The sequence below is a fragment of the Synechococcus sp. RS9909 genome, from assembly GCF_014279595.1.
Taxonomy (GTDB): Bacteria; Cyanobacteriota; Cyanobacteriia; order PCC-6307; family Cyanobiaceae; genus Synechococcus_C.
Genome location: NZ_CP047943.1, coordinates 31,450 through 53,390, shown reverse-complemented (window position 1 = coordinate 53,390; position 21,941 = coordinate 31,450). Strand labels below are relative to the sequence as shown.

27 protein-coding genes and 1 tRNA gene are annotated in these 21,941 nt (G+C 64.9%); 15 read left to right on the top strand and 13 right to left on the bottom strand.

The genetic code is table 11. From position 1 onward, the window contains the following. The first annotated feature begins 6 nt into the window (after nucleotides 1-6). Complete coding sequence (locus SynRS9909_RS00280) at nucleotides 7-582, top strand: tetratricopeptide repeat protein (protein WP_007101081.1); 576 nt, start codon at nucleotides 7-9, stop codon at nucleotides 580-582. Here the strand turns inward: SynRS9909_RS00280 and SynRS9909_RS00275 are convergent. Continuing rightward, the gene (locus SynRS9909_RS00275) at nucleotides 550-1,071 is read right to left on the bottom strand and encodes a hypothetical protein (protein WP_007101082.1); all 522 of its coding nucleotides are present in this window, start codon (nucleotides 1,069-1,071) and stop codon (nucleotides 550-552) included. The two genes, SynRS9909_RS00280 and SynRS9909_RS00275, sit on opposite strands and share 33 nt — an antisense overlap. A gap of 93 nt (nucleotides 1,072-1,164) precedes the next feature. Here SynRS9909_RS00275 and SynRS9909_RS00270 point away from each other — a divergent pair, with 93 nt between their 5' ends. From SynRS9909_RS00270 to SynRS9909_RS00255, 4 genes are all read left to right on the top strand, one after another. Then, the gene (locus SynRS9909_RS00270; RefSeq protein WP_007101083.1) at nucleotides 1,165-1,992 is read left to right on the top strand and encodes a thiazole synthase; all 828 of its coding nucleotides are present in this window, start codon (nucleotides 1,165-1,167) and stop codon (nucleotides 1,990-1,992) included. An 89-nt stretch (nucleotides 1,993-2,081) separates the two neighbouring features. Continuing rightward, nucleotides 2,082-2,249, top strand: coding sequence for a photosystem II assembly protein Psb34 (gene psb34, locus SynRS9909_RS00265; RefSeq protein WP_038001761.1), 168 nt, complete (start codon nucleotides 2,082-2,084; stop codon nucleotides 2,247-2,249). A gap of 58 nt (nucleotides 2,250-2,307) precedes the next feature. Then, entirely contained in the window at nucleotides 2,308-3,504 is a 1,197-nt protein-coding gene (locus SynRS9909_RS00260; RefSeq protein WP_007101085.1) for an NAD-dependent epimerase/dehydratase family protein, read from the top strand. 30 nt (nucleotides 3,505-3,534) lie between these two features. Beyond that, nucleotides 3,535-4,680 (top strand): glycosyltransferase family 1 protein, encoded by a 1,146-nt coding sequence (locus SynRS9909_RS00255; protein ID WP_007101086.1) that lies wholly within the window; start codon nucleotides 3,535-3,537, stop codon nucleotides 4,678-4,680. Nucleotides 4,681-4,683: 3 nt separating this feature from the next. On the opposite strand, the gene mrdA is transcribed toward SynRS9909_RS00255, so the two are convergent. The 5 genes from mrdA to cbiD form a co-directional block, all read right to left on the bottom strand. Next, nucleotides 4,684-6,483: a penicillin-binding protein 2 gene (gene mrdA, locus SynRS9909_RS00250; RefSeq protein ID WP_007101087.1), complete on the bottom strand. Its 1,800-nt coding sequence runs from the start codon at nucleotides 6,481-6,483 to the stop codon at nucleotides 4,684-4,686. A 20-nt stretch (nucleotides 6,484-6,503) separates the two neighbouring features. After that, nucleotides 6,504-6,899, bottom strand: a complete 396-nt coding sequence (locus SynRS9909_RS00245; RefSeq protein WP_007101088.1) for a hypothetical protein — start codon at nucleotides 6,897-6,899, stop codon at nucleotides 6,504-6,506. Nucleotides 6,900-6,912: 13 nt separating this feature from the next. Then, a complete protein-coding gene (locus tag SynRS9909_RS00240; RefSeq protein WP_007101089.1) occupies nucleotides 6,913-7,527 on the bottom strand; it encodes a hypothetical protein in 615 nt (204 codons plus the stop codon). A 66-nt stretch (nucleotides 7,528-7,593) separates the two neighbouring features. Next, nucleotides 7,594-9,180, bottom strand: coding sequence for a glutamine-hydrolyzing GMP synthase (gene guaA, locus SynRS9909_RS00235; RefSeq protein WP_007101090.1), 1,587 nt, complete (start codon nucleotides 9,178-9,180; stop codon nucleotides 7,594-7,596). Between the two features lie 56 nt (nucleotides 9,181-9,236). Continuing rightward, a complete protein-coding gene (gene cbiD / locus SynRS9909_RS00230; RefSeq protein ID WP_007101091.1) occupies nucleotides 9,237-10,400 on the bottom strand; it encodes a cobalt-precorrin-5B (C(1))-methyltransferase CbiD in 1,164 nt (387 codons plus the stop codon). Between the two features lie 68 nt (nucleotides 10,401-10,468). Here cbiD and SynRS9909_RS00225 point away from each other — a divergent pair, with 68 nt between their 5' ends. Beyond that, the gene (locus SynRS9909_RS00225) at nucleotides 10,469-11,620 is read left to right on the top strand and encodes an alanine--glyoxylate aminotransferase family protein (RefSeq protein ID WP_007101092.1); all 1,152 of its coding nucleotides are present in this window, start codon (nucleotides 10,469-10,471) and stop codon (nucleotides 11,618-11,620) included. Nucleotides 11,621-11,664: 44 nt separating this feature from the next. After that, nucleotides 11,665-11,736, top strand: a tRNA-Gly gene (locus SynRS9909_RS00220). A gap of 368 nt (nucleotides 11,737-12,104) precedes the next feature. Here the strand turns inward: SynRS9909_RS00220 and SynRS9909_RS00215 are convergent. Next, complete coding sequence (locus tag SynRS9909_RS00215) at nucleotides 12,105-12,332, bottom strand: hypothetical protein (RefSeq protein WP_038000976.1); 228 nt, start codon at nucleotides 12,330-12,332, stop codon at nucleotides 12,105-12,107. A 66-nt stretch (nucleotides 12,333-12,398) separates the two neighbouring features. Further along, nucleotides 12,399-12,686, bottom strand: coding sequence for a hypothetical protein (locus tag SynRS9909_RS00210; protein WP_038001762.1), 288 nt, complete (start codon nucleotides 12,684-12,686; stop codon nucleotides 12,399-12,401). An 82-nt stretch (nucleotides 12,687-12,768) separates the two neighbouring features. On the opposite strand from SynRS9909_RS00210, the gene SynRS9909_RS00205 reads away from it, so the two are divergent. The 3 genes from SynRS9909_RS00205 to SynRS9909_RS00195 all read left to right on the top strand — a co-directional run bounded on the left by SynRS9909_RS00205 (nucleotide 12,769) and on the right by SynRS9909_RS00195 (nucleotide 14,164). After that, nucleotides 12,769-13,284: an AbrB family transcriptional regulator gene (locus SynRS9909_RS00205; protein WP_007101096.1), complete on the top strand. Its 516-nt coding sequence runs from the start codon at nucleotides 12,769-12,771 to the stop codon at nucleotides 13,282-13,284. Nucleotides 13,285-13,347: 63 nt separating this feature from the next. Continuing rightward, on the top strand, nucleotides 13,348-13,773 hold the full coding sequence (locus SynRS9909_RS00200) for a DUF6554 family protein (RefSeq protein WP_007101097.1): 426 nt from the start codon (nucleotides 13,348-13,350) through the stop codon (nucleotides 13,771-13,773). Between the two features lie 28 nt (nucleotides 13,774-13,801). Further along, entirely contained in the window at nucleotides 13,802-14,164 is a 363-nt protein-coding gene (locus SynRS9909_RS00195; protein WP_007101098.1) for a hypothetical protein, read from the top strand. Here the strand turns inward: SynRS9909_RS00195 and SynRS9909_RS00190 are convergent. After that, nucleotides 14,119-15,660: a DEAD/DEAH box helicase gene (locus tag SynRS9909_RS00190; RefSeq protein ID WP_186593829.1), complete on the bottom strand. Its 1,542-nt coding sequence runs from the start codon at nucleotides 15,658-15,660 to the stop codon at nucleotides 14,119-14,121. The genes SynRS9909_RS00195 and SynRS9909_RS00190 overlap by 46 nt on opposite strands. A gap of 232 nt (nucleotides 15,661-15,892) precedes the next feature. Here SynRS9909_RS00190 and SynRS9909_RS00185 point away from each other — a divergent pair, with 232 nt between their 5' ends. After that, nucleotides 15,893-16,324 (top strand): HNH endonuclease, encoded by a 432-nt coding sequence (locus SynRS9909_RS00185; protein ID WP_038000980.1) that lies wholly within the window; start codon nucleotides 15,893-15,895, stop codon nucleotides 16,322-16,324. A 24-nt stretch (nucleotides 16,325-16,348) separates the two neighbouring features. On the opposite strand, the gene SynRS9909_RS00180 is transcribed toward SynRS9909_RS00185, so the two are convergent. Further along, nucleotides 16,349-16,549, bottom strand: a complete 201-nt coding sequence (locus SynRS9909_RS00180) for a hypothetical protein (RefSeq protein ID WP_050752465.1) — start codon at nucleotides 16,547-16,549, stop codon at nucleotides 16,349-16,351. Between the two features lie 30 nt (nucleotides 16,550-16,579). Between SynRS9909_RS00180 and SynRS9909_RS00175 the strand changes: the two genes are divergently transcribed. Beyond that, complete coding sequence (locus SynRS9909_RS00175) at nucleotides 16,580-17,494, top strand: SDR family oxidoreductase (RefSeq protein WP_007101101.1); 915 nt, start codon at nucleotides 16,580-16,582, stop codon at nucleotides 17,492-17,494. Here SynRS9909_RS00175 and SynRS9909_RS00170 read toward each other — a convergent pair. Continuing rightward, entirely contained in the window at nucleotides 17,478-17,672 is a 195-nt protein-coding gene (locus SynRS9909_RS00170; RefSeq protein WP_370587874.1) for a 4-hydroxythreonine-4-phosphate dehydrogenase, read from the bottom strand. The genes SynRS9909_RS00175 and SynRS9909_RS00170 overlap by 17 nt on opposite strands. Between SynRS9909_RS00170 and pdxA the strand changes: the two genes are divergently transcribed. Further along, complete coding sequence (gene pdxA / locus SynRS9909_RS00165) at nucleotides 17,656-18,699, top strand: 4-hydroxythreonine-4-phosphate dehydrogenase PdxA (protein ID WP_007101103.1); 1,044 nt, start codon at nucleotides 17,656-17,658, stop codon at nucleotides 18,697-18,699. The two genes, SynRS9909_RS00170 and pdxA, sit on opposite strands and share 17 nt — an antisense overlap. Here the strand turns inward: pdxA and accB are convergent. Then, nucleotides 18,669-19,154, bottom strand: coding sequence for an acetyl-CoA carboxylase biotin carboxyl carrier protein (accB, locus tag SynRS9909_RS00160; RefSeq protein WP_007101104.1), 486 nt, complete (start codon nucleotides 19,152-19,154; stop codon nucleotides 18,669-18,671). The two genes, pdxA and accB, sit on opposite strands and share 31 nt — an antisense overlap. Continuing rightward, nucleotides 19,151-19,714 (bottom strand): elongation factor P, encoded by a 564-nt coding sequence (efp, locus tag SynRS9909_RS00155; protein WP_007101105.1) that lies wholly within the window; start codon nucleotides 19,712-19,714, stop codon nucleotides 19,151-19,153. Before efp ends, accB begins: the two co-directional genes overlap by 4 nt. A 64-nt stretch (nucleotides 19,715-19,778) precedes the next feature. Here efp and SynRS9909_RS00150 point away from each other — a divergent pair, with 64 nt between their 5' ends. Beyond that, a complete protein-coding gene (locus SynRS9909_RS00150; RefSeq protein WP_007101106.1) occupies nucleotides 19,779-20,852 on the top strand; it encodes a peptidylprolyl isomerase in 1,074 nt (357 codons plus the stop codon). A 4-nt stretch (nucleotides 20,853-20,856) separates the two neighbouring features. Continuing rightward, nucleotides 20,857-21,870 (top strand): thiamine-phosphate kinase, encoded by a 1,014-nt coding sequence (gene thiL, locus SynRS9909_RS00145; RefSeq protein ID WP_007101107.1) that lies wholly within the window; start codon nucleotides 20,857-20,859, stop codon nucleotides 21,868-21,870. Nucleotides 21,871-21,941: the final 71 nt, after the last annotated feature.

Below are 21,941 nucleotides of genomic sequence, written 5' to 3'. Positions count from 1 at the left end.
GCGTTCATGGACATCCTCGTTCCCCAGACTTACCTGCTCGGTCTGATCGGCCTGTTGTCGATCGTGGCCGTGCTGGTGGGTCGGCAATTGTTGCGTGTGCGTCGCGACGAGCTCTCCCTCATTCGCCTTGAACAGGAGGGTGCCGCTGGTTCCCGCGACGCTGGCCAGCTCTATGAACTGGCGTCGGTGCAACTGCGCAAACGCCTCTATCCCCAGGCCATCACCACCCTGCGGCAGGCTCTGAAACGTCTGGCCGGAGAGCCGGAAGAAGCACGGGCCCTCGTGGAAAATGCGCTCGGTTTCGCTCTCGCCGCCCAGAAGGATTTCGAGGGGGCAGTGAAGCATTACAAAGCGGCGCTGCAGGCGAAGCCCGACTATCCCGTGGCCCTCAACAATCTGGCCTTCGCCAGGGAACGTCTTCTCGACCTCGACGAAGCCGCCGAGCTGTACCGCCAGTCGCTGAAGCTGGAGCCGGCCAACGCCACCGCGTCCCGCCGCCTGAAGCGTGTCGAGCAGCAACTGCGCCGCAGTGCTGCCCGCAGCACCACCTCACCAGAGGCCGCGGATCGGAAGGGCTTCTGAGTTCGCACACTCGGCAGCGAGATTGAGGCGACCACCGAGGGAGGTCATCCGGGGTGCAACCCAGCCGGAGAGGGTGGCACCCTGCAGGCCTAGGAAGGAACCACCGGGCTCGAGCCCCGCGGTGAGCGGATCCGCCAGGGGCAACAGGTCGAGTTGATCCGACTTGGCATTCAGATTGCCCTGCACCGGCGTGCTGGTCTCGCCGATGCGCATGTCGCCGCGCAGCACCACCATCTGCCCCATGGGCTGCACGCTGGCGAGCGTCACCTCCACGGGCTGCACCGCGCCGCCGGTGAAGGAGCGGTAGGAGCCGCACCACTGACGCGGCATCGAGGCGGCGAGCGATGCGGCCCGTGCCACCGGATCAAAGGTGTCGACCGTTCCCTCCAGCACCATCGGCTCCGCCAGTTGGGAGGAATCCAACGGCAGGGCAGCCTCGAACACCACCGGAGACTGAACCGGCAGATCCACGGCGACTGGAACAGGCATGGATGGAAATGGATGATGGGCGCACGGTAGTGCCATCCCGAACGACGGGAGCACCGCCTGATCCGGTTCTCACACCAATCCGCCGCACGCGCCATGGATCTCACCTCCAGCCCCGCAAGCCCGTCCGCCGCAGACGATCCTTTGCACATCGGCGGCCGTTGCTTCAGCAGTCGGCTCTTCACCGGCACAGGCAAATACCCCGACCTCAGCACGATGCAGGCCAGCCTCCAGCGCTCGCGCTGCGAGATGGTGACCGTGGCCGTGCGCCGCGTGCAGGCTGTGGCCGCCGGCCATGCCGGCTTGATGGAGGCGATCGACTGGACCAGGATCTGGATGCTGCCCAACACCGCCGGATGCGCCACCGCTGAGGAAGCGGTTCGGGTCGCGCGCCTCGGCCGGGAGCTGGCCAAGCTGGCCGGCCAGGAGGACAACACCTTCGTGAAGCTGGAGGTGATCCCCGACAGCCGCCATCTGCTCCCCGATCCCTTCGGCACCCTTGAAGCGGCGGAACAGCTGGTGAACGAGGGCTTCACCGTGCTCCCCTACATCAACGCCGATCCACTGCTCGCCAAACGCCTGGAGGAGGTGGGCTGCGCCACGGTGATGCCCCTGGGCTCGCCGATCGGATCCGGTCAGGGGCTGCGCAATGCCGCCAACATCGCCCTGATCATCGAAAACGCCGGCGTGCCGGTGGTGGTGGATGCGGGCATCGGGGTGCCGAGTGAGGCCGCCCAGGCGCTGGAGATGGGCGCGGACGCGGTGCTGGTGAACAGCGCCATCGCCCTGGCGGGCGATCCAGCTTCGATGGCGGAAGCGATGGCTGACGCCGTGCGGGCCGGCCGCCTCGCCCATCGCGCCGGTCGCCTGCCCCTGCGTCAGGAGGCCTCCGCCAGCTCCCCCAGCAGCGGCCGGGTGACGTAACGAAGGATCACCGGCCGTGAAGCTGCATGGCAGAAGCAAGCCACAGCTGAACGGCCTCCATAAGGTCTGCGCAGATGCAGTGCAAGGCCATGCAGGTCACTCAGGAAGACGGCGGCCGTCTCAACGCCTTCGCCAAAGAGCCCCGGATGGAGGTGATGGACGCTTCCGCCAGCCGCAGCAACGGCTCCCGGCTGCTGATTCTCGGCGGGACCGTGCTGGTGCTGAGCCTGATGGCCATCTCCGCGGCAATCAGCTGAAAAGCCTGTAGTAGCTTGCCCCAGATCAGCGGCTTGCACGCTTCGGCAGGAGTTTGGGGTGAAAGTTCTCGTTCTCGGCGGTGACGGCTTCTGCGGCTGGCCGTGTGCTGTGAACCTGGCAGATCAGGGCCACGAGGTGCTGATCGTCGACAATCTCAGCCGTCGCAAGATCGACATCGATCTGGAGGTGGAATCCCTCACCCCGATCACCAGCATCGGCGAGCGGCTGCAGGCCTGGGAGGACATCGGTGGCAAGCCGATGCGCTTCATGCACATGGACATTGCCCATGAGTACCAACGCCTGCTCGATCTGCTCCTGGAGGAGCGCCCGGACTCGGTGGTGCACTTCGCCGAACAGCGCGCTGCGCCCTATTCGATGAAGAGCAGCGCCACCAAGCGCTACACCGTGGACAACAACGTCAACGGCACCCACAACCTGCTGGCCGCCATCGTCGAGAGCGGCCTCGACATCCACGTGGTGCACCTGGGCACCATGGGCGTGTATGGCTACGGCTCCCACCGCGGCGCCACGATCCCTGAGGGCTACCTGAAGGTGGAGGTGCCCCAGCCGGATGGCTCCCGCTTCGAGGAGGAGATCCTCCACCCGGCCAGCCCGGGCAGCGTTTATCACATGACCAAGACGCTGGATCAGCTGCTCTTCCTCTACTACAACAAAAACGATCTGGTGCGCATCACCGATCTGCACCAAGGCATCGTCTGGGGCACCAACACCGACGCCACCGACCGCGACCCGCGCCTCACCAACCGCTTCGATTACGACGGTGACTACGGCACGGTGCTCAACCGCTTCCTGATGCAGGCGGCGATCGGCTATCCGCTCACGGTGCACGGCACCGGCGGTCAGACCCGCGCCTTCATCCACATCCGTGATTCGGTGAAGTGCGTGCAGCTCGCCCTGGAGAACCCGCCACAGAAGGGGGAGCGGGTGAAGATCTTCAACCAGATGACCGAGAGCCATCAGGTGGGCGAACTGGCCAAGAAGGTGGCCGCCCTCACCGGCGCCGCCATCAACAACCTGCCCAACCCGCGCAACGAAGCGGTGGAGAACGATCTGATCGTGGACAACCGCTGCTTCATCGAGCTTGGGCTCAACCCCACCACCCTTGATGACGGCCTGCTCAAGGAAGTGGTGGAGATCGCCACGCGCTACGCCGACCGTTGCGATCGAAAGCGGATCCCCTGCGTGTCAGCCTGGACCAACCAACAAGCCGAAGCGATCCGGGCCAAAGCCTGATTCCGCATTCCCTGCCTGCACCGCCACTCCGTGAAGATCGCTTTTTTCACTGAAACCTTTCTGCCGAAGGTGGATGGGATCGTCACCCGTCTCACCAAGACGGTGAAACACCTGGTGGAGGCCGGCGATGAGGTGCTGGTGTTCTGCCCGGAAGGCGCTCCGAGCGAGTACATGGGCGCAGGCGTGATCGGTGTGCCGGCCATGCCGCTGCCGCTCTATCCGGAGCTCAAGCTCGCCCTGCCGCGGCCCGCTGTGTCGGAAGCGATCGACGCCTTCCAGCCGGATCTGGTGCACGTGGTGAATCCGGCGGTTCTTGGCCTCGGCGGCATCTGGCTGGCCAAAAACAAGGCGATCCCCCTGATCGCCAGCTATCACACCCATCTGCCGAAATACCTGGAGCATTACGGCATGGGCATGCTCGAGCCCCTGCTCTGGGAGTTGCTGAAGGCGGCCCACAACCAGGCGGAACTGAACCTCTGCACCTCCACCGCCATGGTGAAGGAGCTGAGCGAGAAGGGCATCCAGCACACCGCCCTCTGGCAGCGAGGCGTCGACACCGAGCTGTTCCGACCCGAGCTGCGCAGCGACGCCATGCGTCAGCGGCTGCTGGGCGCACACGACGACCGCTGCGCCCTGCTGCTCTATGTGGGCCGGTTGTCTGCCGAAAAACAGATCGAGCGGATCCGTCCGGTGCTGGAAGCCCTGCCCGATACTCGCCTCGCCCTGGTGGGGGACGGACCGCACCGCCAGCAACTCGAGCGCCATTTCGAAGGCACCGCCACCACCTTCGTGGGTTATCTCGCTGGCGAAGAGCTGGCCAGTGCCTACGCCAGCGGCGATGCCTTCCTCTTCCCCTCCAGCACTGAAACCCTCGGGCTGGTGCTGCTGGAGGCGATGGCTGCGGGGTGTCCGGTGGTGGGCGCCAACCGCGGTGGCATCCCCGACATCATCAGCGATGGCCTCAACGGCTGCCTCTACGAGCCGGATGGGGCCGATGGAGGCGCCGCAAGCCTGATCCAGGCCACGCAACGACTGCTGGGCAACGATCTCGAACGGCAGGCCCTGCGCCGGGCGGCCCGGACGGAAGCGGAGCGCTGGGGTTGGGCCGGGGCCACGGAACAGCTGCGCACCTACTACCGCAACGTGCTGAAGCCGGAGCTGGCCCAGGTCGCCTGATCCTTACTTCGCCCGCTTGCGGTTCCACACCTCCATCACCTTCTTGGCCATCGGCAGAGCATGCACCGAGCCGCCGCCGGGGGTGTTCTGGGCGAACGCCACGATCACGATCTCGCCTTCAGGGTAAGGGGCATAGGTGGCGAACCAGGCATGGTCAGGCCCACCGGTGCTGTCTTCCGCCGTGCCGGTTTTCCCACCCGCCGGGGGAATCCCCGGTCCATTGAGGCCATAGCCGGTGCCATCGGAAACCACCTTGCGCAGGCCCTCCCGGATCTTGGCGAGGGTGGAAGGTTTCATGGCCACTTTGGTGCGCCGGGAGGGAGCGGTCCAGTCGAGTCCCTGATCGGCGAGATGGGGCGTCACCAACCAACCGCCATTGGCAAACACGGAATAGGCGCGCGCCAGCTGCAGCGGCGTGACCTGCACCACCGACTGACCGATGGAGGCGCTGGCCATGTCTTCCGGAATCCAGGGGGTGGTGCCCGGCTGAGCCCAGCCACGACCGGCCGCAGCCCAGTCTTCATCGCCCACCAGGCCCACACTCTCCTCCCAGCCGATCTCGATGCCACTCTTTCTGCCAAAACCAAGTTGGGTGGCGGCCTTCTTCAGCGCCCTGGAGCCGGAGCCCACACCCACCTGATAAAAGAATGTGTTGCTGGAAAAGCGCAGGGCATCGGCATAGCCGATCCGACCGAAACCGGCACCGTTGTGATCCGGAAAGCAGTGGCCGCCATAGGTGATGCAGGCCGTGGTGTTGAGCTTGGTGTCGGCCGGAAATTTGCCCGATTCCATGCCGGCCATCGCCGTCACGACTTTCCAGGTGCTGCCGGGGTCATAGGGATTCATCGCCCGGCTCAACAGCGGCTTGACCGGATTGGAGAACAGGGCGTCGTATTCCTTCTGGGTGGTGACCAGTTTCGAGAAGAAATTGGGGTCGAAATTCGGCTTGCTCGCCAGAGCAAGCACCGCACCGGTGCGGGGATCCATGGCCACGATCGCGCCGCCGGGTTTATCCGCCAACGCCTGTTCCGCCACCTTCTGCAGATCGAGATCGAGGGTGAGGGTGAGGTCTTTGCCCGCCACCGACGGCCGATCGCCAAGGTTGCGCTGCACCTCGCCCATCGCATTGACCTCGAGCATCTGCCCACCCCACTGGCCACGGAGCTGGCTTTCGTATGCAGCCTCCACACCGGTGCGGCCGATGCGGTCACGAATTTTGTAGCCCTTCTCAGCCAGCTGCTCGTATTCCTCTTCCGTGATCGGCTGGGTGTAACCGAGGGCGTGAGAGGCCAGTGATCCGTGGGGGTAGTAGCGGAGGATGTCCATATCCACCTGGGCACCCTTGAGCCCGAGGGCCTGTTCCCGGAAACGCAGCACCTGCTCGGGTTTCAGGTCGGTGGCCAGGGTGATCCGATAGCCATCACGATCGATACCGCGACCGCGGCGGGCGTCGAGATCCTGGGCGGAGAGGTTGAGCAGCCTGGCGAGGCGATCACGCAGGTCCGGCCAGCTGGTGTCATCCACCAGACGCGGTTCGAGATACAGCGAATAGGTGAGCTTGCTCGACGCCAGCACCTTGCCATGGCGATCGAGCAGACGGCCCCGAATCGGGGAACGGGGCACCAAGCGGATGCGATTCTCGTCGGCCAGCTGCTTGTAATGGGCACCCTCAAGCACCTGCAACCAGGTGAGTCGCGTCAGCATGGCGCCGCAGAACACCAGCACCAGCCCCAACAGCACCAGAGGCTGCTGACCCATGCCGCTGTGGCGATGGCCATCCCGGCTGCTGATGGTGCGTGTCATGGCGGGTTCAGACCATGCCCTCAGGATGCAAGCTGCTGCCGCAGCTGCACAAGGCGTTGCTCGATCCGGGTCAGGGCCGCCTGCAGGGCCAGCCGTTCATCCTCCGCAGACACGGGCAACTCCTGCTCACCCTTCTCCTCGATCATCTCCTCGACCATGTCCTCCACCTCCACAGCCACCTCCATCACCGGATTGCCCAGGCCAGGGCTCACCTGATCGAGGCGCTCACGCACCTCACGCGCCGCCGGCTCCCCCTCCGAGCGCAGATCACTGAACGGCTCAGGCGAGGTCGTGAAGCTCTCCACCACCCGGCCGGGACCACCACGCCGCGCCCGGTCCAGCAAGGCCAGCCCCACCGGCAACACGTCCTGCATCAGGGCCAGCCGCATGGCGTCGAAGGGTCGGGAGTCGGCCATGGCCCGGTGGCGATCAGCGCTCTCCAGTCTGCTCTGCGGGCAGCATCAACGTGGGGCAAGGCGACTGGGAGGCCCCGAGGGTCCACCCCCCCACCGCCGCCAGCACGATCAAGGCCAGCAGGGGAGCGATCGCCTGATGGGTGGTGTCAAGCGCCAACCACTCCCGCCAGCCCCGCAGGAAACGGTCGCGGGCGAAACGGCGCCGCTCCCGCACCTCCTGCTTGAAGCGCCGGCGATACGACTTCTCCACCCAGCGCTCAAATGAGCGCTTCTTGGTGACCGCCATCTTGCGCTCCACCTCCAGGAGCTGGCCGGAGGTGAGCTCGGGGTGGAAGGTGCTGATCAGCTCCAGGCTCTTGAGAAACATCTCCACAGCACCGTCCTTGATGCGAACGGCGTCTTCATCGAGCAGATCCCAGGCCAGTTCAGGATAAAAGCGACGACGGTTGGAGCTGATCTGCTCTTCACCCAGCTGGCCGGGTTCCCGCAACCAGCGATCGGTGTTGCTGTCGAAGCGGCGCCAGTAAAGAAACGGATTGATATAGATCGTCTTGCCGGCCAGCTGAATGCTGTCCTGCTGCAGACGCCGCTGCAGCTGCTGGTCCTGCTGTTGGGCGGCAGCGGTCACAACACATTCGGGCCGGGCGCTCAGGGTATCGACGATGGGCCTGGATCACCAGCCCCCAATCGCCCCCTACTCCCACTCGATCGTGCCCGGTGGCTTGCTGGTGATGTCGAGCACCACCCGGTTCACCCCCTTCACCTCATTGACGATCCGGTTGGAGATCCGCTCCAGCAACTCCGGTGGCAGGCGCGACCAATCCGCGGTCATGCCGTCTTCGCTCGACACGCAGCGCAACACGATCGGCCAGGCATAGGTGCGCTTGTCGCCCATCACACCCACGGAGCGGACGGGCAGCAAGACGGCAAAGGCCTGCCAGATCTCGTGATACAAGCCAGCCTCCTTGATCTCCTCGCGCACGATCAGATCGGCATCGCGCAGGCAGTCGAGCTTCTCATCGGTGACCTCACCGAGGATGCGGATGGCCAGGCCCGGTCCGGGGAAGGGATGGCGGCGCACGATCTCCTCGGGCAGACCGAGGCTGCGGCCCACCTTGCGCACCTCATCTTTGAACAGCTTGCGCAGCGGCTCCACCAACTTGAACTGCAGATCCTTCGGCAAGCCGCCCACGTTGTGGTGGCTCTTGATCTTCACGGCCACCCGTTCGCCGGTCTTGGGATCAATGTTGGTGCCGGCACTCTCGATCACATCCGGATACAGGGTGCCCTGGGCGAGGTAATCGAAGGGGCCGAGGCGCTTGCTCTCCTCCTCGAACACCCGGATGAACTCCGTGCCGATGATCTTGCGCTTCTCTTCGGGATCGGTGATGCCGGCGAGTTTGTCGAGGAAGCGCTTACGCGCGTGGATGTACTCCACATGAATGTTGAACTTGCGATCGAAGAAATCCATGAGGAACTCAGGCTCCCCCTTCCGCATGAATCCCTGATCGATGAACATGCAGGTGAGTTGATCGCCGATGGCCTTCTTGAGCAGAAAGGCCAACGTGGAGGAATCCACACCACCCGACAGGGCCAGCAGCACCCGCTTCTCACCCACCTGCTCCCGCACCAGCCGCACCGCCTCGTCAATGAAGGCCGCCGTGGTCCAGTCGGGATCACAACCGCAGATGTGATACACAAAATTGCGGATCAGGGCCATCCCGCAGGTGGAATGCACCACCTCGGGGTGAAACTGCACGCCGTAAAGCTGGCGTTGATGGTCGGCCACGGCCGCCATCGGCGTGTTGGCCGTGTGGGCGAGGCCCACGAATCCTGGCGGCAACGCCTCAACGGAATCGCCGTGGCTCATCCACATCGTCGAGCCGTCATCCACATTCGTGAGCAGGTCGGTGGGGTCATCCACCACCAGAGGAGCCTTGCCGTATTCCGCCTTGCCGGTGGCCGCCTCCACGCGCCCCCCTAGCTGCTGCACCATCAGCTGCATGCCGTAGCAGACGCCGAGCACCGGGATCCCCAGGCTCCAGAGTGCCGGATCACAAAGGGGAGCCCCCTCTGCATACACCGAACTGGGGCCACCACTGAGAATGATTCCCTTCGGCGCCAGCTCGCGAAGCTCTTCGGCGGAGGTGCTGTAGCCCAACACCACCGAATACACCTCGGTTTCACGCACGCGCCGGGCGATCAGCTCGGAGTATTGGGAACCGAAATCAAGAATGACGATGGCCGGCTTGCGCTGGCCATCGGACTGGATTGAGGACATCTCGGCAGGTGGGTCGAATCAGGACGACCGTCGTGATCTTCAGCGTAATGAAGGGCTCAGATCGGGCTCTGCACGCCACCACCCCAGCGGTTCAGCAGGCGCAGGCCCTCAGGCCCGGCCCAGCGCAGGCAACGGGAACGATCGAAAAGGGCGGCGCCGATGCGGAGCGGCCAACGACCGTAACGCTCCAGGTAGGTGCGGCTGCGCTGCTCCACAGCGGCCGCGATCGCCTGCCACAAAGCGCCTGCCGCCTCAGGGTCGCACTCCGACAAGGCCAGGAGAGCCGCCTCCAGCGATGGCAGCTGGAGCAGGGGCTGCAGGCGTTCCGTGGCCCAGCCCTCACGCACCGCCAGGGCCACCAACACCTCAAGGCGGCCATCGGCCAGGTGGTGATGGGTGTGGAAGATCCCACCGGCCAGTTTGATCAATTTGCCGTGATAGCCCAGCAGTAACAGCTCCTGAACGTCCGCTTCCGCCGCCGCCACCAACACCGGACCGATCCAGTTGCCCACCTTGAGCACGGGCACCCGTTCCGCCAGACCGCTGCTGCGGGCGAGATCGAGGCCGTTTTCACCGATCACCACCACCAGGCCGCCCTCAAAAGCGGCAGCCCGGGTGAGTTGCGTCAGCTGCTCGAGCGTCGCCTGGAGCTGGTCGGGCGAGGCGCTGGCCTGCACCTCGGCCTGGGTCCCGATCAGGGCCAGTCCATCCACCACCCCGAAGGCGGCATTGCTGGTGCGCTCCGCCAGCGCCCGGCCGGCCGGCAGGATCACCTCGAGCCTGAGGGCGCGGCCCGGAGGCAACAACGGCCGCAGATTCCGTTGCAACAACTGGCGGGCGAAGGAAGAAATGCAGAGCCGCTGATTGGCCTCCATCCGCCCCACCCCTTCCCCGGCCACCAGCTCCAGCCAGTCGTCGCCCTCCGCTTCGATCGGCGCCGGCTGCCGCCAGCAGAGCCGCACCCAGATCTCCAGCCCCCGGGTCAGGTCAAGCCCCGGGCCGGGATCACACCGGCTGATCGCCAGAGCCTGCTCACCCTGGGCGAAGGGAGCGACCGACTGCACCGGCACGTGCAGGGGCTCGCTGCGATCGGGCAGTGTCAACACCTGCCTCTCGTCGACCGGCATCCCCAGCAGGCACTGGAGAGCCGCCCGCGCCGCTGCCGCCACCCACACCGGCAGGGTCAGGCCAGACGGATCCGTGCAGGGGGCCTCGGGCATGGGTGTTCGCGTTGCAACAGGCGGCCTGTGGTCATTTTTTACAATGACTGATTCCCGATCCGAGGCCCGTGCAGGACAAGCTCACCCTGATGATCCCCGGGCCGACCCCGGTGCCCGAGACGGTGCTCAAGGCGATGGGCCGGCATCCGATCGGACACCGCAGCGGTGAGTTCCAGGCCGTGGTGCAACGCACCACTGAACAGTTGCGTTGGTTGCATCAGACCAGCGGCGATGTGCTCGTGATCACGGGCAGCGGCACCGCAGCGATGGAAGCGGGAATCATCAACACCCTCAGCCGCGGTGATCGGGTGCTCTGTGGTGACAACGGCAAGTTCGGGGAACGCTGGGTGAAAGTGGCCCGCGCCTACGGGCTCAACGTGGAGGTGATCAAGGCCGAGTGGGGGCAGCCCCTCGATCCGGAGGCCTTCCGCAAAGCCCTGGAAGCAGACACGCAGAAAGAGATCCGCGCTGTGATCCTCACCCATTCGGAAACGTCCACCGGGGTGATCAACGACCTGGAAGCCATCAGCGCCCACGTGAAAGCCCACGGCACGGCACTCACCATCGCCGACTGTGTCACCAGCCTGGGGGCCAGCAACGTGCCGATGGATGCCTGGGGCCTGGATGTGGTGGCCTCTGGCTCCCAGAAGGGCTACATGATGCCGCCGGGGTTGAGCTTTGTGGCCATGAGCGAGCGGGCCTGGCAGGCCTACGAGCGCTCCGATCTGCCCAAGTTCTATCTCGATCTGGGTCCGTATCGGAAAACGGCGGCGAAACACAGCAACCCATTCACACCGGCGGTCAACCTCTATTTCGCCCTGGAAGCGGCCCTGGAGATGATGCAGGCTGAAGGCCTGGAGGCGATCTTCGCCCGTCATGCCCGCCACCGGGCCGCCGCCCAGGCCGGCATGAAAGCGATCGGCCTGCGCCTTTACGCCGCGGAAGGTCATGGCAGCCCGGCGATCACGGCCGTGGCCCCCGAAGGCCTCGACGCCGAGCAATTGCGCAAGGCCGTGAAAGATCGCTTCGACATCCTCCTGGCCGGTGGCCAGGACCATCTCAAGGGCCAGGTGTTCCGGATCGGCCACCTCGGCTTCGTCTGTGATCGCGATGTGCTCACCGCCGTGTCGGCGATCGAGGCCACACTCCATGCGCTGGGTCTACACAAGGGCAGCATGGGGGCCGGCGTTGCCGCGGCAGCGGAAGCGCTGCAAGGCTGAACGCAATCGAAAACGCCGCGGCAGTGACATACACTGCCGCTCATGCGGGTGTAATTCAGTGGTAGAATGTCAGCTTCCCAAGCTGAACGTCGCCGGTTCGAGTCCGGTCACCCGCTTACTTGATCAATGAGATTTGGCTGACGGCGATCAACCGTGATTACGATCTCGGCTTGATCAGTTGCAGCACCTGTGGACCGACGCTACTGGCACGCCGCTCCTGATCCAGGGCTTTGAGAATGCATGCAGCCGAAGCATCAATCCGCCCGGCATCGGCATGGGCACGTGCTTCAGCAAACAGTGTCTGTGCCTGGTTGAGATGCGACTGTCGCTGATCCGCCCCAGCCACAGACAGCGAACGCGCTGGCGTGGACTTCAGCAATGTGGAGGTCAATGCAAACAATCAATCTGTTTCAATCTTATCTCTACTCAGCATAAAAAACAGTCAGGTGTTGGACCTGCTGCATCGATACTGCTGCCGAGGGCGTCAGGTTCCCGGTTCTTCAACATTGCCACCGAGGGCGTCAATCTGCTCACGCAGCTGGGCGGAGCGGTCATCATCGCCACGGCTCATCGCCACAGCCAGAGCAAATTCCAGTTTCTCCAACTGGTGGCCCCCCTCCACAAAACCTCGGCGGGCGCAGGAGGGAGAAGCAATCCGGGCCGGGCGGAGGGAAGCACCCGGAGCACAAGAGAGGGAATTGGTGTGTGCCATGGTTGGCTTTCTTTTTATTTTGACACCTCAGGCCAGGATGTGCTGGTGTTCCAGAGCCACTCAGCCTCAGGCGGCCAGGCTCTCCAGCGCCATGTCCTGATCACGACTGGATGGTTCCGTGATCGCTTCAGACTCGCGCAGCAGGTCCTGACACTCCTGCAGGATCAAATCCACACCATCGAGGCGCTCAAGCTCTTCGGCGGCCATCGTGCCGGCCTGCTGCTGCTGGCGCAGCTGAAGCTCCAGGCTCTCAAGCCGCTGCTCCAGTTTCACCAACCGTTGCGAGAGGGCGTTGAGGGTCTGGGCCACATCCTCAGCGGTGCGGGTGATGCGAAAGGACACGGATTGGGTCATGGCCGCGGCGAGCCGGAAGGACTGAGCCGATGACAACACATGGCAGATCAGACTGGAAGGCTTCCTGATCGGAATCCCTTCCATGCCTGTTCCGGCAACGCCTCTGGTGTATCTGCTGGCTGGAGCAACCCTGGGCCTGCTGGCCCTGCGCACCGGCATTCCCGCCGCTCCCCTCGCCGGTGCTCTGCTCGGCGCCGGACTGGTCAGCATGAGCGGACGCCTGCCAGTGGCCGAATGGCCTCACGGCACGCGCACAGCCCTGGAGATCGGCATCGGCACGGTGATCGGCACAGGCCTGACCCGGGACGCCCTGCATCAGCTGCAACAGCTCTGGCGGCCCGCGGTGCTGATCACGCTCACCCTGGTGATGACCGGCCTCGTGGTGGGACTCTGGACCAGTCGCCTGCTCGGGGTTGATCCCGTGGTCGCCCTGCTCGGCGCCGCTCCCGGCGGCATCAGCGGCATGAGTTTGGTGGGCGCTGAATTCGGGGTCGGAGCCGCCGTGGCCGCGCTCCATGCCGTGCGTCTGATCACCGTGCTGTTGGTGCTGCCGTTGGTGGTGAAACTGCTCACCCCCCTCGGGATCGGCGAGTCCTGAAGCAGACCTGGACAGAAACAGGTGAATCGATACGTTGGCGCAGATCGTCCTCAACGTCCAGCCATGGTCAGGATCCGTCACCGTCTTGCTGTTGCCCTCTCCCTGGCCGGACTGACCGGCGCAGGGCTGGTGGGGATCCGTGCCCAGGCGAATCAGGCCAGCACGGATCCGACCGCTGCCAAAGGCGCGCAGATCTACTGCTTCATGCGCAGCAACGGCAACAGCCACAGCGTCAGCTGGGAGGCCTCCTATGCCGTGATCAAACGGCAAGGCAACAGTCTGTTCAAAACGTCGCCGGAGCATGCCTCAGTGATGATCACGGAAGCGGTGGTCAATTCACCCGGCAACTATCCCGATTGCGGCCGCTACCTCGGCGATCTGTTCGGGGCCTCCAGCGGCTCCGGTCAACTGCCTGAAAACCAGCCCAAAACCTCCAGCTACGGATCCAACTCCTCTTCTTCCTACGGTGAACAGCGCTACAGCTACTGATCCCAGGCGCCTGCTGGCCGGCCTGTTGATGGCCGGCCTTCTGATCGCAGGTCTGGGCAGCGCCGGGCGCTCCGACTCCACCGCCCGACCCGAACCATCGGAACTCAACAGCCAGGCCTGCCTTGAGGAGCTTGACCTGAGCCAGCTGGACCAGGCCTTGCAACGCTGCAATGCGGTGGTGCGGGCCCATCGCACCGATCCGGCACCGCTCACCGATCGCTCCCTGCTCTACATCCTGCTGGGCCGCATCGACCAGGCCTGCAGGGATGTGGATCGGGCCATGGCGCTGATGAACAGCAAGGGCTCAACGGTGGATCCGATGGTCCGCCATGAGCTGAAGGTGCGTCAGGCGTCCTGCAGGCAACGCGTCAGCAACGCTGGCAAGGGTTGACGCTGCAACGACAGCCGGCGCGGGCCCAGCAGCACCTCAATCTGCTTCGCTTTGCTGGCCACCAATCCATCCACCAACTGATCGGCCACACCGAGCTGCAGCCAATGGCTGATCAGCTCTCCCTCCATGCCGATGCGATGGCAGCGGTCTTCCGCCTGATCCACCGCACCAGGGGTCCAGGGGCGCTCCAGCAAAATGATGTGCCGGGCTCGGTGCAGGGTGAATCCCAGGCCTCCGGTGCCGTAGGTGCTGAGCAACAGGTCGATGCCACCGGCCTGGAAGCGATCCACCACCGCCTGGCGCTCGCTCGGCCGAAGACGACCGCTGAGCACGGCACCGCCCAGCCGTTGCTGCAGCAGATGCAGCGGCTCCACAAACGTGCTGAACAGCACCACGGTGCCAGATTCGGCACAACAGTCGCGAATGAGCTGCTCGGCTGCCGGCAGCTTGAATTCGGCAGCGATCTGTCGCAGGGCCGTGAGCAGGGCAAAGGCTTCCGCATCGGAGCGCACCAGACCGGCTCGCACCCGCCGGCGGTAGTCGTCGATCACCTGATCGACGCGATGGTCCATGCCGCGAGCTTCCGGCTCCGACAGCACGAGGGGGTGCAGGCGCCGTTGCTTGGGAGCAAGACCCAGCAGCTGCTGTTTGCGTCGATGCAACACCAGGGGGCGGGTGAGACGGCGTAATTCCTCCAGATGGCTGGCTCCACCCGACTGCCAACGGCGTTGACCACTCCGCTCACTCCAGTGACCGTGGCAATAGCGCTCTTCAAAACGACGCTGATCGCGAGCGATCGGATGGTCGATCGCAGCCAGCAGAGGAAAGAGCTGATCCGGACGCCCATTCTTCATCGGCGTACCGGTGAGCAGCCAGATCGCCCGCAAGCGGGGGTGGCGAGCAAGGCGCAGCAGGGCCTGGGTGCGCTGCGCAGCCATGGACTGACCGAAATGCGCTTCGTCGACCAGCAACAGGGTGCCCGCCTCCGGCAGCTCCTGCGGCAGATTGGCCCAGCTGAGCAGACTGGGGTCCAGATTCAGACCGCTGGCCTCCCGGCGCCAGTGATCGTGCAAACCCACCGGAGCGATCACCTGCAAAGCAAGGGGCTGGGCGCGCAGCATGGCCCGTGCTGCCAGCAGAGCGGTGAGCGTTTTGCCCAGGCCCATCTCATCCGCGAGCACGGCACCACGCCGGGCCAGCAACCAACGCGCCCCGGAGCGCTGATGGGGCAGGGGCAGCCGGCCATCCCGCAAGGGCACCTCCAGATCAGCCAGCGCCACAAGCTGGCGGTGCGGCGGCAGCGGCGGCAGGGGATGGCGATGCCACTGCAGCCAGCGCGCCAGGTCATCGCGCACGGGAAAACGAGAGCCCAGCTGCTCCTGCAGGCTCTGAGCTGCGGCGAGGGGAAAGTCCCAACCCTGGGCGGCACCGCGCCAGATACCCCTCGGCCGAATGCGTCGCACCTGCGCGTAAGTCACGGCGTCGTAGGGATGCATCACCCGCACGAGGCCGGTGGGAGACAAACCGAGATAACAGCGCAGCCCCGATGAAGCCGTGATCAATCAACCGGAAGCTATGAATGTAGCCCGCCTGGCGAAAGGCACCAGTCAACTATGAGTGGGCCATGAATGGCAGCTGGCTCACAGCAACCAAAGGGCGGAAATGCAGTCTTCGACACATTGACGTCGGGCCTGGAGGCGGCACACTGCGCCCAACCGAGGCACTCGGATGCACAACAGGGATGCGGTTTTCCTTGAAGATCTCTGCCCGAAGTTACGTGTCCGACGATGGCGTCAATCGCTCCACACTTACACCGGAAAAAGTTGCATTTATTGCGGCAAACCATCCGAATCGATTGATCATGTGCTGCCCCGCAGCCGTGGTGGTCTGAGCGTCACCGAAAATTGTGTTCCCGCTTGCCTCTCCTGCAACGGACACAAATCCGACGCGGATGCGTTCGACTGGTATCGCCGGCAGCGTTTTTACGACCCGCGACGCGCGATGGCGATCCGGGCCTGGATGGATGGGGACCTACGTCTGGCACTCCGCCTGTTGCAGTGGGCCCAGCCGGATCTCGACACCGCACAGGTTGCCGATCTGGACAACCGCGATGCCGACGATGACCTCCAGAGCGGCAGCTGGCAACTCCAACCGGCCTGATGGGCAAGGCGTCAGAGCCACGCCTCACCAGACCCGACAAGCCGCCGCCGGTTGACGCCGCTCACAGATCGCCGCCTGCTGCTGGGGTTGTTCCGGCGCCAGCAGCAACGCCCCGGTTACACAGGCGGCCGTCACAACACCGAGGCGAAGCGAGGCAAACGGCTGGCGCCGCGGCGGAGCGATGATGGGGGGAGGCGCAACGAGGCTGAGGCAGGAATTCGCCACGGATGATCAGCAACTAATACACTTGTACTGATGCTTTCGGATCTTGTCAACCGGTGCCGGCCCCTGCCCGCTGAGCCGACTCTGCTGGTGCTGGGTGCGGGCTTCAGTGGGAGCCACTTCGCTGCCCTGGCCCGGCAGCTCGGAACGCGCGTGCTCACCAGCGTGCGACTGCCCGCTGACCGCAGCGACCCCAGCACCCTGCGCTTCGACAGCCAGCTGAACCAGCTGCCCGACCCGGAGCAGCTCCAGGGGGTGACCCATGTGCTCAGCACGATCCCTCCCGAACGGGATGGCCAGGATCCCGTGATCCGCTGCCTGGGCGAAACCCTGCAACGCTTGCCCCTGCAGTGGCTGGGCTATCTCTCCACCACCGGCGTCTACGGCGACCGTCAGGGGGCCTGGGTGCACGAATCCGATCCAGCCACGCCGATGCAGGAGCGCAGCCAACGCCGTCTGGCCTGCGAAGAGGCCTGGCAAAGCCTCGATGGGCCGGTGCAGATCCTGCGGCTTCCAGGCATCTACGGTCCTGGGCGATCACCGTTTCAGGCCATTCTTCGCGGTGATCTCCAACCGATCGACAAGCCCGGCCAGGTGTTTTCCCGTGTGCATGTGGATGACATCGCCGGAGCCTGCTGGCACCTGATCCAGCAGGCAGCCCAGGGCAGGCGGCCGCCCGTCGTGAACATCAGCGACGACGAACCGGCGGCCTCGGCGCAGATCCAGGGTTATGCGGCCGAGCTGCTCGGCATCACCCTGCCCCAACCGCGTCCCTACAGCGACGCAAGCCAGACAATGAGTGCCATGGCCCGCTCCTTCTGGGCCGAAAACCGGCGCGTCAGCAACACTCTGCTCTGCGAGGAGCTTGGCTATACCTTGCTGCATCCCACCTACCGCAGCGGTCTGCTCGACTGCTGGGAGGCGGAGGGCTTCAAGGCGTCGGCTTGAACAGAGGCAGCTCGTGGAGCTCGATCGGTTCATCCGGATCAACGAAGGTGAGACCGGCGTCATGCAACAGACGATGCCACTGCACCTCCAGCCAACCATGACGCAGAGCCGTCCCGAGCCCATACAACAACAGCCCCAGAAGCAACCAGCGCAGCATCGCCATGTCGATTGAGTGCACCGACGCTAGTCAGACCCTGCTGATTGCCCTTGGCGATCCTGCGGGCATCGGCATGGAGGTGACCCTGAAAGCTCTGGCTTCCGAGGAGCTCCCCCGCGAATTGACCCCGGTGCTGGTGGGCTGTCGCCGCAGCCTGGAAGCGGTCCACCGCGATCTGCACGCGCGCGGCATCACCCGCCTGGCCGACCCGGAGCGGCTGCAGGTTCTCGATCGACCCGTTCCAGCCCCGATCCGACCTGGGGAGGCGTCGGCCCTCACCGGTGCGTGCAGTTTCGAATGGCTGACTGACGCGGTCAGGGCGGTGCTGGCCGGTCAAGGTCGCGCCCTCGTGACCGCACCGATCGCCAAACATGCCTGGCACGCCGCTGGCCATCACTACCCAGGCCAGACGGAACGGCTGGCGGAACTGTGCGGCACCGATCGCGCCGCCATGCTGTTCACCGCGCTCTCGCCCCTGACCGGCTGGCGCCTCAACACCCTGCTGGCCACCACGCACATTCCCCTGGCAGCCGTTCCCCAGGCGCTCACGCCGGACCTGCTGCTGGAGAAGCTCAACCACCTGGCGGAGTTCTGCCGACGCTTCAATCCCACACCCCGCCTGCTGGTGGCTGGCCTCAACCCCCATGCCGGCGAACAAGGCAACCTGGGGAAGGAGGAGCGGGATTGGCTGATCCCCCTGTTGCACCAATGGGCGTCAGAGCACCCGGAGATTCAGCTGGAGGGACCGCTGCCACCGGACACCTGCTGGCTTCCCGCTGCTCGAGCCTGGATCCAGGGACCGGAGCGCCACAGTCCGGACGGAATTCTGGCGCTGTATCACGATCAAGGGCTGATCCCGGTGAAACTGCTGGCGTTTGACCAGGCGGTGAACACCACCCTCGGCCTGCCGTTTCTGCGCACCTCACCCGATCACGGCACCGGCTTTGACATCGCTGGCCGTGGAATCGCTCGCAGCGACAGCATGGTGGCGGCACTGCGCGCCGCCTGGGATCTGTCTCAGCCGGGCTTGACCCGCATCAGCACCTGACCGAATTCCACCGGCGTGCCGTTATCCACCAAAATCTCCACCACCTCACCGGAGACCTCCGACTCGAGCTCATTCATCAGCTTCATCGCCTCGAGAATGCACACGGTCTGACCGACACCGATACGCGTGCCCACCTCGACGAACGGATCCTCTCCGGGAGCAGGCGCGCGATAGAAGGTGCCGACCATCGGCGCGGTCACGTCCTGCAGGTCGGAACGGGTTGCCGCCACCGCCGGCGGTGGCGTGGCCGGAGTTGCTGCGGCGGTCTCGGGAGCGGCAGCAGCCACGGAGGGATGCACCGATGCGGCAGCGGCAACAGGCACCACGGCCGAGGGCAAGTTGCGACGCACCTCAAGGCGGAAATCATCCCCTTCCAGACGGAATTCCTGGATGTCGCTCTCACCAAGCGCCGTGAGCAGGCGATGGAGCTGGTCGTGATCAAGCTGCATGGTCATCCGTTCTCGCGGCCGAGATAGGTGTCGTTGCGCGTGTCCACCTTGATCTTCTCGCCGATGGACAGGAACAGGGGCACCATCACCTGGGCACCGGTCTCAAGGATGGCGGGCTTGGTGCCTCCGGTGGCCGTGTCGCCTTTCACACCCGGATCGGTCTGAGTGATCTCCAGCACCACGGAGTTGGGCAGCTCCACCTCCAGGGGTTTGCCGTTCCAGGAGACCACATTCACCTCCATTCCCTCCTTGAGGTATTTGCGGCTGTCGCCGATCTGCTGCGCGGTGAGACGGGTCTCCTCATAGGACGACATGTCCATGAAGACGTAATCCTCACCCTCCATGTAGGTGTGCTGAAGCGTGGACTTTTCGAGCATGGCCTGGGGGAGCATCTCCCCGGCCCGGAAGGTTTTCTCCACAACGCTGCCGCTCTGCACCGCCTTCAGCTTCGTGCGCACGAAGGCAGACCCCTTGCCCGGCTTCACATGCAGGAATTCGACAACGCGCCAGACGGCACCGTCGAGCTCGATCGTGGTGCCGGTGCGAAAGTCGTTGCTGGAGATCATTCCCGCTGAACGGTTCAGGGGATCATACGGCTGTGCCAAAGTCCAGGCAGCACCTGGGTTCCCCATGGCACTTCAGCGTCTCTCCGCCCTGCTGGTTGCCCTGATCAGCGCCCTTGGGCTGGTCCTGGCTGAACCGGCCCATGCCGGCTTACCGCAGGGCAACGCCGTCAAAGACCCGGCGGCGATCCTGCGGGATGCCCTGCCCTTCGATCAGCCCGATCTGCGCGAGCTTCAGCATCGTCTGGAGGGAACCAGCGATGACCTGCGCGCCAAGCGCTGGAGTGCCCTGTCCCGATCGCTCAGCCGCAGCCAGGCCCTGCTCGCCACCCGGCGTCGGGTCATCCTCGAGGCCATTCCCGAACCGGAGCAGGCCAGCGCTGAGCACCTGCTCGACACCGTTTCGGACGGCATCCACCAGCTCCAGGAGGAGGTGGAGGCCCAGGACAAAGCCGACTTCCTGCAAACACGCCGCAGCACCCTGAATCGCATCGGCGACCTGGAAGCGATGCTGATGCAGGACGCGATCCCCGAGATCCCCGCCGAATTCAACGCCCTGCCCCGCCTGCTGGGACGGGCCACCGTGACGATCAACACCACCCAGGGAGCGATGACGGCCGTGGTGGATGGCTACAACGCACCTCTGACGGCGGGCGCCTTCATCGATCTCGCCAGCAAAGGCTTCTACGACGGCCTTCCCTTCACACGGGCTGAGGATTTCTACATCCTGCAGACGGGTGATCCGGAAGGTCCGGAGATCGGCTACATCGATCCGAGCACCAAACAGGAACGCCATGTGCCCCTGGAGATCCGGGTGCCCGGCGAGCCTGAAACGCTCTACAACCAGACCTTCGAGGATGTGGGGCTCTACAAAGCGACGCCGACCCTTCCCTTCGCCACCCTGGGCACCCTGGGATGGGCCCACTCCGATCAGGCGCTGGATGACGGATCGTCCCAGTTCTTCATGTTCCTCTATGAGGCCGAGCTCACCCCCGCCGGGCTCAACCTGGTGGATGGACGCAACGCCGCCTTCGGCTACGTGGTGGATGGCTTCGACGTGCTCGAGGAGCTCGGTGTGGACGACCGGGTGCTGAGCATCACCGTGACGGACGGCGCCGATCGGCTGCAGGCCCACGCCTGAGAGCATGGCCCTGCCTGAGACCGCAGCCGTGACGGAATGCCTGCGCGACCTGGGAGAAGCGGAGCTGATCCGCCGCCTGGCGCGCTTTGCCCCTCCAGGCCAGTTCGATGACGACACGGCAGCCGTGCAAGGCGGCAACGACACCCTGCTGATCAACACCGATCTGCTGGTGGAGGGTGTTCACTTCAGCGACACCACCACCAGCCCCCAGGATGTGGGTTGGCGGGCTGCCGGCGCCAACCTCTCCGATCTGGCTGCCAGCGGCGTCACCGAACCCGTGGGGATCACCGTGGGCCTGGTGGCACCAGCCCACACGCCCTGGCGCTGGGCGGAAGGGGTCTATGAAGGACTCAGCGCAGCCCTGAGCCGCCATGGCGGCTCCTTACTAGGGGGCGACTGCACGACAGGGCAACAGCGCATGCTCGCGATCACCGCCCTGGGCCACTGCGGACCCCTGCGACTGCATCGCAACCAGGCGCAGGCCGGAGACTGGCTCGTGGTGAGTGGCCCCCATGGGCTCAGCCGGCTGGGGCTCGCCCTGTTGCGCGGGGAGGTCGACCCTCTCCACCACTCGATCAATCGCCGTCTCCATGAAGCGGCGATCCTGCAGCATCAACGACCTCAACCACGCTTTGCCGCACTCCGCGACCTCCTGGACTGCAAGCCGTTGGATCTGCCCTGGCGCGCAGCTGGCACCGACAGCAGTGACGGACTGCTGAGAGCCGTGCAGGATCTTTGCCACAGCAGCGGCTGCAGCGCTGAACTGGATCCCACAGCGCTGCCCCTGGCTCCCGGCTGGCCCCCGCAGCTGAACCGGGAGAGCTGGTGCCTCAACGGAGGAGAAGACTTCGAACTCGTGCTCAGCCTGCCGCCGGAGTGGGCCACGCCATGGATTGCCCAGGCGCCGGGCCGGCAACGGATCGGCCGGATCACGTCCAACGCCAACGCAGGCATCCACTGGAGTGATGGCCGAGGCAATGTGTCAGCGAGCGGAGAATTTCAACATTTCCAGGACTGATTCAAGACTGGACTTCGGTCTTGAAACTGAAAAGCCCCCTGCTCAGAGGGGGCCACTGTTGCTGATGTTGA

Coding starts and splice junctions, on each gene's coding strand:
- SynRS9909_RS00185 (WP_038000980.1), top strand. CDS start 15,893: ATGCACAACAGGGATGCGGTTTTCCTTGAAGATCTCTGCCCGAAGTTA.
- psb34 (WP_038001761.1), top strand. CDS start 2,082: ATGCAGGTCACTCAGGAAGACGGCGGCCGTCTCAACGCCTTCGCCAAA.
- SynRS9909_RS00150 (WP_007101106.1), top strand. CDS start 19,779: ATGGCACTTCAGCGTCTCTCCGCCCTGCTGGTTGCCCTGATCAGCGCC.
- cbiD (WP_007101091.1), bottom strand. CDS start 10,400: ATGCCCGAGGCCCCCTGCACGGATCCGTCTGGCCTGACCCTGCCGGTG.
- SynRS9909_RS00200 (WP_007101097.1), top strand. CDS start 13,348: ATGGTCAGGATCCGTCACCGTCTTGCTGTTGCCCTCTCCCTGGCCGGA.
- pdxA (WP_007101103.1), top strand. CDS start 17,656: ATGTCGATTGAGTGCACCGACGCTAGTCAGACCCTGCTGATTGCCCTT.
- SynRS9909_RS00270 (WP_007101083.1), top strand. CDS start 1,165: ATGGATCTCACCTCCAGCCCCGCAAGCCCGTCCGCCGCAGACGATCCT.
- guaA (WP_007101090.1), bottom strand. CDS start 9,180: ATGTCCTCAATCCAGTCCGATGGCCAGCGCAAGCCGGCCATCGTCATT.
- SynRS9909_RS00175 (WP_007101101.1), top strand. CDS start 16,580: ATGCTTTCGGATCTTGTCAACCGGTGCCGGCCCCTGCCCGCTGAGCCG.
- thiL (WP_007101107.1), top strand. CDS start 20,857: ATGGCCCTGCCTGAGACCGCAGCCGTGACGGAATGCCTGCGCGACCTG.
- SynRS9909_RS00215 (WP_038000976.1), bottom strand. CDS start 12,332: ATGGCACACACCAATTCCCTCTCTTGTGCTCCGGGTGCTTCCCTCCGC.
- SynRS9909_RS00190 (WP_186593829.1), bottom strand. CDS start 15,660: ATGCATCCCTACGACGCCGTGACTTACGCGCAGGTGCGACGCATTCGG.
- SynRS9909_RS00195 (WP_007101098.1), top strand. CDS start 13,802: ATGGCCGGCCTTCTGATCGCAGGTCTGGGCAGCGCCGGGCGCTCCGAC.
- accB (WP_007101104.1), bottom strand. CDS start 19,154: ATGACCATGCAGCTTGATCACGACCAGCTCCATCGCCTGCTCACGGCG.
- efp (WP_007101105.1), bottom strand. CDS start 19,714: ATGATCTCCAGCAACGACTTTCGCACCGGCACCACGATCGAGCTCGAC.
- SynRS9909_RS00245 (WP_007101088.1), bottom strand. CDS start 6,899: ATGGCCGACTCCCGACCCTTCGACGCCATGCGGCTGGCCCTGATGCAG.
- SynRS9909_RS00280 (WP_007101081.1), top strand. CDS start 7: ATGGACATCCTCGTTCCCCAGACTTACCTGCTCGGTCTGATCGGCCTG.
- SynRS9909_RS00275 (WP_007101082.1), bottom strand. CDS start 1,071: ATGCCTGTTCCAGTCGCCGTGGATCTGCCGGTTCAGTCTCCGGTGGTG.
- SynRS9909_RS00210 (WP_038001762.1), bottom strand. CDS start 12,686: ATGACCCAATCCGTGTCCTTTCGCATCACCCGCACCGCTGAGGATGTG.
- SynRS9909_RS00205 (WP_007101096.1), top strand. CDS start 12,769: ATGCCTGTTCCGGCAACGCCTCTGGTGTATCTGCTGGCTGGAGCAACC.
- mrdA (WP_007101087.1), bottom strand. CDS start 6,483: ATGACACGCACCATCAGCAGCCGGGATGGCCATCGCCACAGCGGCATG.